Origin of the sequence: Pseudoalteromonas umbrosa (assembly GCF_030125375.1) — a bacterium.
In the GTDB taxonomy this organism is placed as follows: domain Bacteria; phylum Pseudomonadota; class Gammaproteobacteria; order Enterobacterales; family Alteromonadaceae; genus Pseudoalteromonas; species Pseudoalteromonas umbrosa.
Genome location: NZ_JASJUU010000024.1, coordinates 63,067 through 79,392, shown reverse-complemented (window position 1 = coordinate 79,392; position 16,326 = coordinate 63,067). Strand labels below are relative to the sequence as shown.

Sequence of the window (16,326 nt, the reverse complement as noted above, 5' to 3'; positions counted from 1 at the left end):
TTATCTAACCCTCACACTGACTCGCCTTTTATGATCAACAAAAAGGCGACATACAAAATATGCCGCCCAAATACGTGCTATAAATTATTGATATTTCCTACCTCTGCCAACTCAACACGCCCAGGTCGACGTCTATCAGGAGATAGGGCACGTAGCTCTATATTTTTACCCGCTTGAATAACTACAGGTGCAGTGTACTCTTGCCAGCCTCCATTGTTTACTCGGTACTGGATCGGTAAGCCAGGAATGAGCGTTGATGCATACAACTTATTGTCGATTACTTTGCTCACAACATTTGGAATACGGTAAAACACGCCTAGTTTGTCGAACTTTTCTAGCTCTTTATGTCCAACCGCATGAATGAAGTCTTGCCACTGCTTGTCACGAAGTGCCTTTTTGTCAGCAGTCAAGAAGTCAGTAGTGTGATCATACTTTTCACCCGCATAGTTATATGGAACTTCCCAACTTGCCTTGTGCCATGCTTTTTCAGCCAACGCCAACAAGCGCGGAAACAGCATGTATTCGGCTAAATGGTCTTTGCGAATAACTTCAGACCATAAGTGACCTTGGATCCCTGTAACACGAAATCCTTCTGGCAATGGTTGATGGATAAATTTCCCATCTTTATCTACCTGCGTGCGATCATCTGCGACATAATTTCGACCGATAGTATCTTTTTTAAATTCAGCATTGGCCGGTAAGTTATCTGGCATAAATTCAAAAATAGTCTGACTGTTAGTACGTCGCGACCCCCACTTGTAACCACTTTCTTTTGGGTCCAATTCATATGGAAAATCTAAGTAGGTCACGTCAGGTGTTGCAAGAATAATATCCCAACCACGACGTGCATGTGCACTCACAACTTTGTGCGCATTTTGTGGCAGAGTTGCCCACACATAAGATGCTACTTTATTAGGCATTTTATCCTGTCGTGTTTCAGACAGACCATCATTCCAACCAGCGACTTCAATCCCTTTGGCTGCAATCATTCTAGATACGCGCTCAATGAAATATCCTGTCAGCTCCTCAACTTCATGTACATCATTTGATTTATCAGCGATAAACTGTTTACATGCAGGCGACTCGATCCAAGCGCCCGCAGTTTCGTCAGCTCCAATATGATAGATATTCAATGGTGAGCCTGCTTTTTCATGTTGCAGCGCGACTTCTGAAATCACCTTTTCTACAAACGCATAAGTTGAGTCCATACACGCATTCAAAGTATTGTCATTGTAATGCTGAATTGATCGATACTCTGTCGCATCTTTTGGGTCACTTACTAGGTACTGCTTCGCCGCCTCATGTTTGCCTTGCTTGCTCAACGTGTAGTAACGCTTTTCCATCGCCTTAACTGCTGCACGAGAGTGACCGGGCATATCCAATGATGGAATAACTTCAATGTGATGTTGCTTAGCAAAATTAAGAATTTCTTGATAATCAGCTAAAGAATAATATCCATCTCGACCCGCATTTAGGGCTGAACCTAGTTGAGGCTGTAAACAATGCTTGTCATCCAAGTCGATACAACGATGAGAAGACAACTCAGTTAGCTCAGGCAGTCCAGGAATTTCAATACGCCAACCTTCATCATCAGCTAAATGAAAGTGTAGCTTATTCAGCTTGTACGCAGACATCTTACTCAATAAGCGCAATACAAACTCTTTTGAGCGGAAGTTACGTGCAACGTCTAAGTGGAGGCCTCGGTACTCATACCTTGGTTCGTCAACCACTTTCACAGCAGGTACTTGCATAGTGTCTAGTGACAATAAACTAGCCAGTGATTGCAATCCATAAAATGCACCTTGACTATCTTGAGCTTCAATAAAGACTTTGCCGTTGCGAGTATCTAGTGTATAACTCCCCGCCATGCCTTTCGCTTTACCTGCAACTTTTACAATCACTTTAACGCCATTGTGACTTTGCTTAGCACCTAACTCAGCCAGGCGACTGAAAGCCGCTGCAACTTGATCATATTCGATACCGACTAAATGTACATCCATACCTTTATTTAGGTTCAGCGATGCCGCACTATCAAATACTTCCATTGCATTAGGCGTAGGTACGATCGCATGCTTTACTGACTCAACAGGGTAATTATCTATCGTATACTGCTCGAATAGAGCCTCAGAAGTAAACTGGCCATAATGATCTTCTGGGTGAGATTTCATCACACTTTCTTTGTCACTAAGTACTGCATAAGGCTTTATCTCGAGTCCAGTGTCTGGCTCAATATATGACTGCGTACTCTTAATTACTTTCGGCTCTAACCCGTCAGCAGTTAAAATATAATTAGGCAACAATTCGCCTTCATTAAGTAACGAACTACCTACCCAAAGCTCAATAACTTGACTCTCACCAGCCTTAAACCCGCTAAACGATTGACTCGGCGCAATATGATTTAAATCACCGTTAAAATGACGCAGAGCCAGTCCCTGACTTTTGGTTTCTGATGAAGGATATACCTGACTATAAAGGATCTTCCACCCGTCAACATTTGCTGAAAACGGACTCGTTAACTCTATTTGAGCATGGTAACAAAACTCTGCTGTTGAACCAGGACACTGCTCTGGCATATTGCTCAATAGCCGATACTTTACATCGAGAGTATCCGCTAAGCGATTTAATTCCTGTTGATTTATTTTGGTCAAGCCGCTGCTGGCCCAAACGGGACTTGCCAACATAATTGAAGGCAGCAACATTGCTACAACACGCCCTGTTAATGCTCTTTTCTGTACACGCATAAGTCAGATCCTGCTTTGTCATTTTAATTTAAAACATAAAATTGGCTAAAAAATAGCTAAACCAAATCAATCTAGTGTTTTTAACGACGCGTTTCAATTTCAAAACATTCAAGTTACCCAGAATAATTTAGTTTTTATTAACAGTGAGTTAGATCACCTCAATAAGTGAGCTTGCTTGATGCTGTTCATGCAAAGGCTTTAACGAGCACTCACAAATCTCTGACCAACTCTTAGTCGCCAACATGTTTATCCACTGATCAGAGTACTTGTCCATTAAGTAAGCAACATTTCCTTTTGCTTGCTCCTCTTTATTTTCAATGTCTTTTTCATGCGGGTAATGAACCGTCAAAAGCGCTTGATGTAAAACAAATTTACAGCCTGAATGGAACAAACGATATCCCAAATCAACGTCTTCCCCCCCCCAAGCACAAAAGCGTTCATCAAAGCCTCCGATTTGTTCAACATCATATCGAGAAACACTGATACAACTGGTCCAAAAAACTACCCAAGGAGCATTTAACATCCCTAAATCAAAGTCAAAATCTGTAAAAAACCGACCTCGACAATCCATTAATTGATGATTTTTTGAGAATAATTCAAACGCAGTTTCTATTTTATTTTCTGCCATAGTGCGCTTGATAAGATCGCACTCACTAAGTTCAACGGCTTCTATGCCATAAGACATGCCAATCAACACAAGGCGGTCCGTTTCAAGGTGACATTGAAGATGATTTGACAGTAATTCTGGGTGCGCAATCATGCCGCAGTCTAAAAACAGTACAGTGTCAAAACATGCCTTGGAGAGCCCTTTATTCCTAGCTTTGGCGACTTGAAAACCTTCATCAGGCTGAAAAATATAATGGATGGTTGCAGCCCCTTGATAATGAGATATCATCTCTGCAGTTCCGTCACTTGAACCATCATCTACGATGATAACTTCATAACTTTGCCGCCCCAACGTTTGCTCACAAAGTGAATCCAATGTCCTTTTTAACAACTCACAACGATTATAAGTTGGGATAATCACTGAGATGCCTGTCCCAGTTTTAATAGAATCAATATGATTTTTATTCATTTTTGTACCTACTTCCTTTAGATTGGGCTAAACCTTTCTCTTCAATATCACCAACAAAGCGTATACTTTTTAAACACCGAGTACACTTACCCACCACCGCTTTCATAACTATGAATAGCCTTTCTCCACCCCCAGCAGGTCAAAATAAATAGCAAAATTGGCGCAACTCCTCCCCAGATCATCTCAATGGCACTTAATTGCCCCATTACAGCCAACGGCGAAAAGTTCGTGATCAAGAAAATGGGTAAAAATACCGTGCCAATGATCTGTATTGGTGAAGGAAAAATCCGATGTGGCAAATTATTAAAATCCCATAATGCCCAAATCAGGCTGTGGAAAGCCGAGATATTGTGTAATTTAAAAGCCAGCAGAAGCGGTAATGTGAAAACGCAATACATAGTGACTATGCCTAATAGGCCATACAAAAAGTAAAGGCAGATATTGATTAGATCAAAAGCAAGCCCTGATGCATACCAGCCATAGGCCACTAAACTAACCCCAACTATGATGTTTGGAATCACCATCCAAGTTTCGACATATTTTAGCGTCGCTAAAAATTGCGCCGACACAGGTTTGGTTAGAATAAGATCAAATTCTCCTTCTATGATTTGGCGGTCAAATGCCATAATATTGAATTGCAACATCGCTACGAAAAAGACTGTCATCAAAATAAAAGTACCAATAAATAGATACAAGCTTTGTGGCGCAAAGCCTGAAATATGTACACCTGTATCATGAATAATATAGGCGTAGAGTAATTTGATGCCGAGGTAACCAACTTCTACCAGTAACCCCAATACAATATTCACTCGGTACTCTAGCTGGCGTATGGCATTGAGCTTAATAAGCAGGCCATAAATTTTGAGGTGTTTTATCAGTTGCCGCCACATACTAACCACCCAACGCTAAATATGAACGGCTACCTCGGCGCCAAATTGCGGCAATTAGTAGCATCATCACTACAATCCACACCAATTGAATCAATAAACCTGAGATGACTTGCTCAAAACTAATAGCCCCGGTGAGTGTTTGTATTGGAAAGTAGATGAGATATTGAAATGGCAGAAGACTAAGCCAGTACTGTAATGACTCACCGAAGACACTCAATGGTACAACACCACCAGATAAAACCAAGCCAATTACTCGAGTGGATTCAAATAGTGCCCACACTTCGTGAAGCCAAAATGCGGTTAAACTGAGTAAATAAAACAACATAAATTGCAAGAAAAATGCCCCAACCGCAGAGAGCAGAAATAACGCAATATCCACTATATCAATCGATAAAGACCAATATCTGATGGCGACCCATAACGCTATCGCCATTACACCGAGCGTTGCCACAAAGTAACCTAGATTTGTGCCTACAAAAACGCTTAAGCGATAACCAAAATAAGATAGTGGCTGGACAATAAAGCGGTTTAACCCTCCACTTTTAATATCCTCTGCCATGTCGTACTCAAACCCCGTGCGCAATGCTTGCGCCATGAGTGCAGCTAGCACCACATAACTAAGCATTTCTGCATAAGACATGCCGTACAATGTGTCAGCTTGAGTATACCCATAGATTGAACGCCATAGTGCCCATTGTAAGATAATCGGAAAAACCGCCGCCAAAATAGTCACAGCATAATTTACTCGATAAGCCAATGCTTTTTGCAGCCCCATTCCCAATAACCACATATATTTGTTCACACTACCTGCCCTCGGCGTGTGTACAATCGCTCCAAACTGTCTTCAAGTGGCGGCGTACTTACTCTGACATCTTTAACCATGATGTCATTGAGCAATTGTTGTAGTACACGATTTGCTATACCACCATCCACTTCAAGTTCGGCGCGATGGATATCGTTATTAATTACTTTGCCATACCGTCCCAAATAATCTGAATGTAATGGTGATTCACTTTCTATATGAATACGGCGAAAACCACCCAAACTATTTTGCAAATGAGTAATATCGTCATCAAAAACTAGCTGACCATTTTGAATAACCAATACCCGTTCACACAAGGCTGAAATATCCGCCATATTATGACTTGTGAGCAAAATGGTTATATTGTCTTCGCGAACAAGCTGCTGAAGAAATCGCATAACGGCACGTTGTGACAAGAAATCAAGTCCAATTGTCGGCTCATCTAAAAAGAGTAATTCAGGCCCATGCAGCAACGCAGCGATTAATTCCATTTTCATTCGCTCACCCAAAGACAGTCTACGTACTTGAATATCTAACAAATGAGATACACACAACACTTCGGACAAACGCGCCAGCCGCTGTTTGAACAGTGGGGTTGGGATTTCATAGATACGCTGACACAGCGTAAAGCTATCAATAGCTGGTAAATCTGGCCATAATTGATGTTTTTGGCCCATTAAAATAGAGAAACGCTTTTTAAACTGCTCCTCACGTTCACTTGGGGTGTGACCCAAAACTTCAATTTTCCCACCTGTAGGATGTAAGATACCAGACAACATTTTCATAGTTGTCGTTTTACCAGCGCCATTAGCGCCTAAAAATGCGACAACTTGCCCTTTTTCAATGTTGAATGAGATATCTTTTACTGCTTCTTTATACTCTACCTGACGTTGCCACAAATTTTTCAGAGAAGCAGATAACCCCTGTGGCTTGCGGTAAAATTTAAAAGTCTTGCACAGTCCTTCGACTTCGATCACATTCACAAGCATCCCCTAACGTTTATTTGGATCAGCATAATAGCGCGCACATGAGCCACAAATCGGAAATAGCCCCCCTTCCCCTCTCAAGCCTTTACGCAATTGCTGCATCTTATACCCCCGCCAAATCTCTTCGACTGACTGCTCATTTACGTTACCAATCGAATAGTCATAAAATGTGTGGCATGGAGTTACATCCCCATTTGCAGCCACTTCCATATAAATCCATGGGAAATGACATTTGTCTCTACGATCATCTAAGTTTTGATAATCTTTATTAAAATAAGCACGGTAGTTATTTGCAGATATGGTTTTGGGATAACAAACGAAATAAATTCCACGCTTTTGGCACTCCTTTTCAACCCAAGCAATTTGTGACTCAATGGCTTTGAAATCCATCATAGAAAACTGATGTAAAGGCGCAACCATCCCTTCAGCGCATGCTGTTTCGGGCACATCAAATAAACGCTTGAACAAACGTCGATGTTGCTCATGCTCATCTTCAGTGGCAAAGGTTTGAAATTCAATACTAATGTGATCCACTTTGTCTAAATCAAGACATTGTTCAAAAAAGCCCTGAATATATAAGTGTGTTAACGGTGTTACAATGAACGTATAACCAATTTTAGGCTCTTTTAAGCCGCGTGTTTCACGCAGCTCAAATAAGGTTTCAACCCCTTCTTGCACCGCTTCGTATACACCTTCCCCACGCTGTTCATCATTAATGTGCTTTGGTCCATCCAGTGACACCCAAATTCGATTTGGTGCCGACTCTAGTAGTTTTTCAGCCTTGCGCTTTAAAAACATCCCATTGGTTGGAATATCAACCCTAGCGCCCCCTTTACGAATACGATGCACCACTTCGTCAAACCATGGATACATCATGGGTTCGCCGCCAAAAAGTGCAAAATAAGGCTTTACTGGCAAACATTCATCAATTACTCGAAAAACAGTTTCTTTTTCAAGCCTATCAAGTTTTTTACCATGATAAGCGCCGTTTTCTCCCCACTCATAGCACATCTTACAACGAAGATTGCACGCGTCTGTGAGCTGTAAAGTCACCCACAGTGGTAGTTGGTTTTGCAATATATTGGTCATTTTTGATCACCCAGTGCTATACAACAGTGTGCATTTAGAGCAAACAGGCATCAGACCACACTGAACCTTATCTCTAAATGCGTTAAATGCGCGCCCTTGCCAAATATCTTTAAGTGGCAAGGCTTGAAGGTTACCCACTTCCAGTTCGGGGAAAAATTTACAACTAGATACAGTGCCGCCCGGCAATACATCAATACGATGTGTAATAGCAGCACACTTTATTTTCCCTTCTGCCGGTTTGGTATCTCCTAATACAAATGGCTCGACTTCATCCATAGTCAAATCAGGATGGAAACGCACCCGACAAGGCCATGTACGATTTGTTATCTCAGCCAACTCTTTCTTTAAAAGAGCTATATTTTCTGGTGCAATACGGTGGGTGTAACCATGCCAACTGGCTTTACTAAAGTCATCAATATACTTGGCTCGATAGGGTAAATTAGTCTGTACCCAGCTATCCATTTCCTCTGCGACAGGTTCTGGCATATACCATGGAAATACTATGTAAATACTATCTATGCCAAGCTCAGAGAAATATTCAATAAAATGTGCGAGTTTACCGACTACCGCATCATGAAGGGTCAAACATATCGAAACCTTACCCTGGTATTCTCCGGTTTTTCTCAGATCCAATAGTGTCGACATTCCTCGCACAACTTTTTCAAACACGCCTTTACCACGGATCGCATCATTTTCTGCTTCTAAACCATCTAAGCTAACCAACATCGCTAATTGCTTAGACACCTTGAGTAAATGAGGTAAATGTTTTTTTATCAACATGCCATTTGTGCATATGGTCAGCCACCTCGGATACTGCGTAAACAGTTCCGCAAGCTCGGCCATCTTTGTGTACATCAACGGCTCTCCACCCCATAAGTAAAATGCACTTTGGCTCGACTCCGTTTGTTTCAGTAGTTTTTCAATTAATCTGATGTCCACTTCATCACGCACTTGCTGCTTACCCATATGATGATGATACCCCTCATCATTCCATTCAAAGCAATGTGCACAACGCAAGTTGCAGGTGTTATTCATCTTGATCCCCACTTGATCGGGAACCATTTCTGACTTAAAGACATCGCTGTCATTATTGCGCTTTAAACGTGCTATATTTTTTGCCCGAAGCTTAAGCCTGGCAAACTCTTCACGCGTAATTCTCTGTTCAGTTGCTGGTCTCATTAAGCACTCCAAATATTGGGGAAGCAGACGACTGATTAAGTAAGTTGTTATGAAGTGTGTGCAGTAACTCATATGAATAATCACTTGCCTGCCATTGATCAAATGTCACGGCAAATCCCAGCGATTGCCAAGTGCATGCATTACGCTCTTCATACTCACCAAATGCGGGTAATAAAATTAAAGGGGTAGCAAAATTTAAACTATCTAGTAAGCTGGCGCCGCCTGGTTTGGTAATAATGGCAGCTGCACTTTTAGCCAATTGGTCAAATTCAAATCGACGCTGAGATTTATCATCGCTAGGCTCTGCACATAACTTAAGCTCAGGTAATGCTTCAATACTTAGCCATGGTTGATAATTTGGATCTGTTTTAAATACACGTTGATAAGTAGAGGAAGACAACGCAGCATCGGCTGATACAATCATGTCACTGTGAATAGCTTCTCGATTTAGCGACTCACTCAATGCCATCAAATTCCCCATTTGCCAACCCCCACCATGGCAAAGCACACGTGAAGATCTGGCTTCCCACTCAAGAGGCTCACTAACTGGATATAAGTGGTGCACTGCGCTTCGATTTTCTTTAAACAAATATAAATCTCGCACGTCGATATCGAGTTGATGCATAGCGCCTTGTCCATGTAACCAAGAACTTGAAGGCACCGCATCCATATGAATGGCATCGACTGAACCTACAGGGACACACTCACGCGAAACCATGGCAAGTATGGATAACCAAAACCCGCTAAAAACAATACAGCGTGTAAACTTCGTTTGTTGCCATAAGTGCACCATAGTCGCTAACTTGTCAGGATCTATAACTTGGTTTAAATCAGCCCCCCCTTGCTCAACCACCTTTTGCAATAGTATCGCAGTACGAAAATCAGCACTGCAGCGCGCACGCGTCGCTTGATGCTTAGTGAGCGCAACTTCATCAAATAATTGTTCTAGGCAATAAATAGATGTCTTAGCACCTTGTTCGCGCAAAAAAGTACTCAGCCTCAATGCCGGAGCAAATGAGCCAAGGCCACTAGATGCAGTTAAGATCAATACCTCTTCTGAATGCCAAGTCTTCATAGCAAAGAGACCCCTACATCAGACAAACACGATTGCAAAATTGCGCGATAACTCTCGCTAGTTTGAGATCCGCACTCAAGGTGAACCCATCGCCCTTTTACGAGGTTATTTTGCTGAGGTAGTCCAAAGCTCGCAGCTGCGATAGGGATTATTCCACCTAATTTTCCATGGCAAAACAATGCACCTTGCAATGCCAATTTATGGAGAATCGATTCAAAATTAACTGGCGCTTGATAAGTGACATCATATTGGCGTAGACGAATACTATTGCCTATCGACAGTTTATTCTGCCAACGTAATGCAATACTCCCCATTGATTCGCGCGCGTTTACTTCAATCACAGGGTACACTGTGCCATTCTTTAACAGTGCAGAGTCAACACAAACCGAGCCAAAATAGCCTACTTTAAATAACTCAGACAATAGCAATTGAATTTGTTCATAATAGTTGGAGTGAGACACAGCTTCAGACAGTGATTGGCAACATAAATCTATACCATTAAATCGAAAGGCTTTGTTTTCTACTCGGCATAAACCAATAAATGTTATTTCACCACACGCGCTAATTTCCCATTGGCTAGAAAAGTCGATCTCGATATCCAACCAAGGCTGCGCAATTACGCCCCCTTGTTTGCCCTGTGCACTTTGCTTTTGAAAATGCCGCACCAAGCGCTCAGCAATACGCTGCTCTTTGACCAAATAAGCCCCTTTGCCCGACACGCCAAATGCTTCTTTCAAGACATATGGGCAATCCAATTTCAAAAGTTGAGTAATCTCGTCTTGATGTTCAATCACCTTACCTACGCATGGGATTTCAAGCTGTTGACACAGCTGTGTAATAGTAGATTTGCTATTTGCATAACGAATTGCGTCTAGCCTAGGAGGTGACTGAAAATGTGACACTGGCGCTTGTGCCAAATAAGCATAGGGAATTTGAGCACACGACGAAAGTGTATCTCGTACTTCTAAATAGGGCGTCCCAGCATCAGATTGTATTGAAGCAAATATTTCGGGCCAAGATGGCATATCTTCCGATACCCAAGCCTCCACACTCTCAAATACTGATTGAGTGTGATAATTGCCACCAATACTGACATGATAATCATGTAACGCCTGACATTTAGGTACTATTGTCAGGGAAAGATCTTGTGCATCAGCCGGCACAAACATGTCATCGAGTAATGCTAGGTGTAATGCACTCTTTGCACCTAAAGGCGCTGGCAATGACAAACTATTACAATCATGCCAACACGCTTCTGGGTCAAAGTGTGCCCAGTATACACGAGGAGGCACGACTTATGCCTCTGTTGTGCTATGAGCCATAATATAATCCACTAATCTCTTAGCAGACGTCAGATTATCAAAGTCAAAGGCATCAAAATCCACTTCGATATCAAATTGACTCTCTAGCCCCAGCATAAAATCAACGATATCTAAAGAGTCAATACCAAAATCTTCTATGAAGTTACTTTGCTCTGTCACTTGCCCCGCAAGGCTAGGATCGTTTTTTATACTACATAGTAACTCATTAATTTCAGACAAATAATTCACTTTGTGCGCTTCCATCAGTTTTTCTATTATCGGTAGACTATTTAATAGACTTAAACGACTGATGCACAATTTTCAATCAAAAATATTACATGCAAAACACACTGTTTACATTTGCGGGACTTTGTTCATTATTTAATCTTTTAAAACGGGTACTTAAAAAAAAGCATCATCAAAAAGCTGCAAAATTAACAACAAAAAAATTTCTCTTTAGTATGTTTCGCAAATTAAGTGCTATGTGGATATCACCCAATATGGTAGCCCCCATCAATCCGGAGCGTATCCCCAGTGTGATAACTACCAGCACCTGACATTAAATAGACAGCTGCACCAACCATTTCTTCTGCAGATGCCCAACGTTTCAAAGGAACTCTCAGCCTTTTTATTGATTCAAATAGTCGCTTGTCTTGTTTTATATCAGCGTTCATATCAGTATCCACCCATCCAGGCATAATGCAGTTGACTGTGATTTTGTGTGGTGCAAGCTCAATTGATAGAGCGCGGCATAAACCTTCAACTCCCGCTTTGGCACTGCTATAGTCAGTAAATTGCGCACTCCCATGCAGCGCAGCAAGACTTGATACCGCCAGTAGACGACCTTCACCAAAAGCTTTTAGAGGCCCAATGGCTGCTTTGAATGTGTTCATTGTACCCTCTAAATTAGTACTTAAGGTCGTGCGCCATGCCATTGCATCCATCTCATCCAGTGCACAACCAACACCACGACCGCCTGCATTCGCTATACATCCATATAGCCCCCCAGCCCAATCCTCAGCTTGTTTAAATGCACTAGAAACACTATCTAGACAGGTCACATCACATGTAACAGGGAGTACACGTTCTGAGCCCATTGCAATTGCATCGCATGCTTGTTGATTACGTTTCTCATCGCGCGCAGCTATAATTACTTTTGCACCAAACTGATGAAGTCCTTGTGCCAACGCAAAACCAATCCCACGATTTCCTCCAGTCACGATGATAGCTTTGTTACTTAAATCAAATAGTGTCATTTCCTTAGAACCTTTTTTAGCCACAACTGGCACTATTAGTTCACAAAACAACCGAATGAGAAAGTGAGAAAATATAAACTGAAAGTGTAACTTGGAGGAATTACCTAGAAGATTAATTGGTAAGGGCAGTCCATGCATTAACTGATGTAACGATACATTGCCCAAAATGCCAATGCATCGCCACACGTAAAAAGCTTAATGTTATCCGCCAAATAAGCCTTTGAATTTGTCTTTAAGTTTATCTTTAATTGTGTCTTTGGCTTTGTCTTTAGCCGCACTGCTTAAATCTAAGTTCGTTTCCACTTTGTGGAATGGGCCTTTGATCCTTACAGGGACTTTAAAGCCTGTACTTTTATCACGGCTACTTTGCCCTTCAATAGTATCAACTATGCCTGTTACCAAACGATAATCGACAAACGTCTTAGGCAAATCAACATCCCCAGAGCCAGTCACGCGAATAAGTGGGCTTGCCAGCAATAAATCGGTATTCGTCCCAACACCTTTATTAAACTTAAAGCTCCCCGTGAGTGCTGAAAAGTCGGTTTTCTGCTGAGGATCAAAATCTGCATTAATGCCTTCAGACAACCCTGAAAAATTGCCCTTGAGCATTTCTTGACCTTTTCTTACCATCTCAGCCAAATTGGCCCCTTTTACACCTCCATCCTTAAACTCAAATGCCAATTGTCCACCTAGCTGCGAGACAAATTGCTTTTGGCTCACCCCTTGAGTAGTTAACTGCCAATTAATACTGCCTTTGCCCAGCACCTTATCAAAGTCGATGGCGTCAGTGAGTAATGGCTCAGCATTAATGCCATTAAGCGCGAAATTTGTTTTGATCAGATACGGCTTTTTGGCCCCATTGATTTCTATTTTCCCTTTGCCTGTTCCCTCATAAGCATTAAAGCTGTCCAATGACACTATAGCTTTGCCGCCATTTAACTTCACTGACAACTGGTTTTTACCTAAAGTAACTTTGCGCGCTATTAACCCTGTTGAGCGCACCACGATATCCGCATCTAATGTATTTAAAGCGGACAAGTCAATTTCAGTATCATCCCATACGATAGGCTGCGCAGGCGTGTCTTCTTTTGGTTCAGGCGTTTGTTCAGGCGCTGCAGCAGGCTCTGGTAAATAAGGGTTCAAATCAAGCATACCCAAATCGACATCTGCATTGACCGATAATCTCTGGGCTAAGTTCACTTGTGCACGACCTTTTATGGCCAACTCATCTAGTGCAGCAGTGAACTGCTTGAGACTAAACACATTGTCCGCAAATGACATGTCTCCTGTGACTTCAAACTGGTTAAAGGCATTGTCTTTGGCATTCAAGTCGACCTTTTGCCATGCAGCTAACGATTTCACTGAACTGCCCGACAGCGAAAGCGCGCCTTCGAACAGCTGACCTTGCTTGAGTACGCTGCCATTAAAATCGATATTTACCAACTCATTGCGAAGCATTTTAGTAAATTTGAAGTCTTCACTTTGAATTGCCTTAGCTGGCGTATCTACGCTTAATTCAAGGTCAAAGCGCTGGCCTTGAAAAGTCACTTGGCCTTGCACTGAAAGTAATTGATATAATGAAGGAAGCGCTACACTCAATGATAAATCATTCAGTTCTTCTTTAGTTCCACCTTGATTATCTACATAAGTGAGTGACCCGCCATAAATTGCCACTTCCCCTAAAGCAATATCAAATCCATCAGGCAAGGTGACAGGACCTGAACTTGTTTTATTCGTTGATGTGCTTGGTGATGTCGATGTTGCGCCAAATAACTGCCAATTTGGCTTACCTGTTGAGTCCACTTCCAACAAAACTTTGGGGTTTTGAATGACAAAGCGCTCCAGCTGAAAATCACCTGATAGCAAAGACCCCCATGGAATATGTACAGCTAACTGTTCCATTTCCAGCATATGTGGTGCACTGCCCGTTGGCATGTTATCAAAGGCCACTTGGTTAAGCTTAATGTTCAACTCTGGTAAAATGGATAATTCACTATCACCTGCAATCGTTAACTTTCGGCCTGTGGCCTTCTCAACTTGAGTCGTGATCTGTGACACAATCGTTTCAGTTGGGATCAACATGGGTGCCACAACTATCAACACAACTATGAATATCAGTAACCCTACTACACCTTTTAATATCGCCTTCATCATCCATCCTTCCAGAGAAATAATTATCTATGCATTATGATAGCGAGGCTGATAAAAAACCACAAAGCAGCACTGAGGCTAAATGCTATCTTGCTAAAATAAAAATCAATTTAACGTTTTATTGAATCATTTTACAGATTACCAGAAAAACCCTAAACCTCTGTTTTTATAGTTTAAATAACACATTCAATGATAAATCATCGGAAATTACACCCACACCTAAAGGCTTCAATAGGTAGACAATACCAAATCGCAATACTCCCTATTTTTTGCAAAATATGCGCATTAAAAAAAGCAGATTAAAACAAAGAATAAAAAAGACGCAAAAACCACATTGCAACTGTGCTAGAACTCGGTATGATCCTCGCCCTTGCCAGTTTAACGATACGTTCGCTAAACTGAATAGTCTAGATTTCAACCTAACCTTGGAGTACTCACGCAGCATGAAAAAGTTGCTCATTTCACCGTCAAATATGGCTTTGGGCGAACAAGAAAGTCAGATTTACCAAAACATCTTAAAGCAATCTACTGAGATCAGCCTGAACCTGATGGCAGTTAAAGTAGAGAATCACCCGGAGGACTTCTTGGGTTGGTGTTATGAGTTACTCGATGTGGCTAAAAACCGAATCAATTTTGACCTGCTGGATGACCACCAGCTACCAACAGTTAAAAAACTCCAAGACCTGCTGATCTCAGCTATCAGCTTTTTACAAGTCAAAACACTGAGAATTGCCCCTTGGCCTGTAGTTGGTGAATTCATCACTCAGCGCAGTGACATATTAGTACTAGATGAACAATTAAAACTATTAGACTACATTGCCACACTACGCGATAGCAAACTACAAGATATGATTGTAGAGGACCGCCTAGCTTTTGCCGGTAAACATACTGCAAAGCATGATACCAGCGTTTATCAGTTTGATGTCGAGTGGTTCGCGTCGACAAAAAGCGCCAAAGGGTTCCACCAACAGCTGGCTGACCTACCGGGTGCTTTCGATGATGCTTTAGCGCATATTCCACTCGAAGGCCCGGTTACATTAGAGCACTATCAAGGGTTTACCATCGCATTTCTCAGCGCTTTCAATGGTAGCGATGAAAAACCAACGCTTGCACCAGCCACGCGTTTACTGGCCATGCGTCGTCCTGATGTATTTACACCTATCAGCAACAATCGCCTTGATGCACTTTGCCAAGCGTTAGGGATCACACGTTTAAACAATCGAGATTTCGAACGCTACTGGCAAGACATAGTGCAAACAATTGCTAAAATGCCATGGTTTGCAATGGCCAGTGGCAGCAACGAACTTGAAGCCAAGCTGGCTGATATCAAGGCACTGCTACCCGTATTATTTTATTATGCTGACGAAGACATGGCGACCTCGTCGAACTATTACAAGCTACTGCACAAGCCAAAACGCACATCTAGCGGCTCTGGCACTAAATCTGTGCGCAGAAGTAAAGAGTCAGCTGAAACGCTAGTTGATAGAGCCCTCAGCGATGAATCTATGCCTGAACATATTCGTGCCAAACGCGATTCAATCATCGCGGAAGTCGAAAAAGGCAGAAGCGTTGATGAAACCATTCAGTTAATGCGTGCCATATTTGGCTAATCACCTAGCTCACAGCCTGCATACTATCAGTGCAGGCTGATCCATTCCGCACCATGGATGTGCATACTGATAAAATACACTTCCTCATACATTCATCATTAAAAAAACTTATTACATTTTATTTCAATCACCTAAACTAAATTCTAGCCAATGCGCCTAACTTGGCGCGCA

Annotated in this window: 13 protein-coding genes; 1 reads left to right on the top strand and 12 read right to left on the bottom strand. The window is 41.9% G+C overall.

Translation table 11 applies throughout. The annotated features are described in order from the left end of the window. Positions 1 to 77: 77 nt before the first annotated feature. The 12 genes from QNM16_RS26210 to QNM16_RS26155 form a co-directional block, all read right to left on the bottom strand. Positions 78 to 2,741: a family 20 glycosylhydrolase gene (locus QNM16_RS26210; protein WP_284023144.1), complete on the bottom strand. Its 2,664-nt coding sequence runs from the start codon at positions 2,739 to 2,741 to the stop codon at positions 78 to 80. A gap of 148 nt (positions 2,742 to 2,889) precedes the next feature. Next, the gene (locus tag QNM16_RS26205; protein WP_284023143.1) at positions 2,890 to 3,816 is read right to left on the bottom strand and encodes a glycosyltransferase; all 927 of its coding nucleotides are present in this window, start codon (positions 3,814 to 3,816) and stop codon (positions 2,890 to 2,892) included. Between the two features lie 86 nt (positions 3,817 to 3,902). Beyond that, complete coding sequence (locus tag QNM16_RS26200; protein ID WP_284023142.1) at positions 3,903 to 4,706, bottom strand: ABC transporter permease; 804 nt, start codon at positions 4,704 to 4,706, stop codon at positions 3,903 to 3,905. A gap of 1 nt (position 4,707) precedes the next feature. Further along, positions 4,708 to 5,508: an ABC transporter permease gene (locus QNM16_RS26195; RefSeq protein WP_284023141.1), complete on the bottom strand. Its 801-nt coding sequence runs from the start codon at positions 5,506 to 5,508 to the stop codon at positions 4,708 to 4,710. Further along, positions 5,505 to 6,491, bottom strand: a complete 987-nt coding sequence (locus QNM16_RS26190; RefSeq protein ID WP_284023140.1) for an ABC transporter ATP-binding protein — start codon at positions 6,489 to 6,491, stop codon at positions 5,505 to 5,507. Before QNM16_RS26190 ends, QNM16_RS26195 begins: the two co-directional genes overlap by 4 nt. A 9-nt stretch (positions 6,492 to 6,500) precedes the next feature. Continuing rightward, positions 6,501 to 7,583 carry a radical SAM protein gene (locus QNM16_RS26185; protein ID WP_284023139.1) on the bottom strand — a complete coding sequence of 361 codons (1,083 nt, stop codon included), beginning with the start codon at positions 7,581 to 7,583 and terminating at the stop codon, positions 6,501 to 6,503. A 6-nt stretch (positions 7,584 to 7,589) separates the two neighbouring features. After that, the gene (locus QNM16_RS26180) at positions 7,590 to 8,762 is read right to left on the bottom strand and encodes a radical SAM protein (protein ID WP_284023138.1); all 1,173 of its coding nucleotides are present in this window, start codon (positions 8,760 to 8,762) and stop codon (positions 7,590 to 7,592) included. Further along, positions 8,746 to 9,837, bottom strand: coding sequence for a hypothetical protein (locus QNM16_RS26175; protein ID WP_284023137.1), 1,092 nt, complete (start codon positions 9,835 to 9,837; stop codon positions 8,746 to 8,748). Before QNM16_RS26175 ends, QNM16_RS26180 begins: the two co-directional genes overlap by 17 nt. Beyond that, positions 9,834 to 11,129 carry an ATP-grasp domain-containing protein gene (locus QNM16_RS26170; RefSeq protein WP_284023136.1) on the bottom strand — a complete coding sequence of 432 codons (1,296 nt, stop codon included), beginning with the start codon at positions 11,127 to 11,129 and terminating at the stop codon, positions 9,834 to 9,836. The genes QNM16_RS26175 and QNM16_RS26170 overlap by 4 nt, the downstream gene beginning before the upstream one ends. 3 nt (positions 11,130 to 11,132) lie before the next feature. After that, positions 11,133 to 11,402 carry a phosphopantetheine-binding protein gene (locus QNM16_RS26165; RefSeq protein ID WP_284023135.1) on the bottom strand — a complete coding sequence of 90 codons (270 nt, stop codon included), beginning with the start codon at positions 11,400 to 11,402 and terminating at the stop codon, positions 11,133 to 11,135. A 227-nt stretch (positions 11,403 to 11,629) separates the two neighbouring features. Further along, entirely contained in the window at positions 11,630 to 12,394 is a 765-nt protein-coding gene (locus QNM16_RS26160; RefSeq protein ID WP_284023134.1) for an SDR family NAD(P)-dependent oxidoreductase, read from the bottom strand. A 201-nt stretch (positions 12,395 to 12,595) separates the two neighbouring features. Continuing rightward, positions 12,596 to 14,545 (bottom strand): AsmA family protein, encoded by a 1,950-nt coding sequence (locus tag QNM16_RS26155; RefSeq protein ID WP_284023151.1) that lies wholly within the window; start codon positions 14,543 to 14,545, stop codon positions 12,596 to 12,598. Between the two features lie 443 nt (positions 14,546 to 14,988). On the opposite strand from QNM16_RS26155, the gene QNM16_RS26150 reads away from it, so the two are divergent. Further along, on the top strand, positions 14,989 to 16,155 hold the full coding sequence (locus QNM16_RS26150; protein WP_284023133.1) for a hypothetical protein: 1,167 nt from the start codon (positions 14,989 to 14,991) through the stop codon (positions 16,153 to 16,155). Positions 16,156 to 16,326 lie beyond the last annotated feature (171 nt).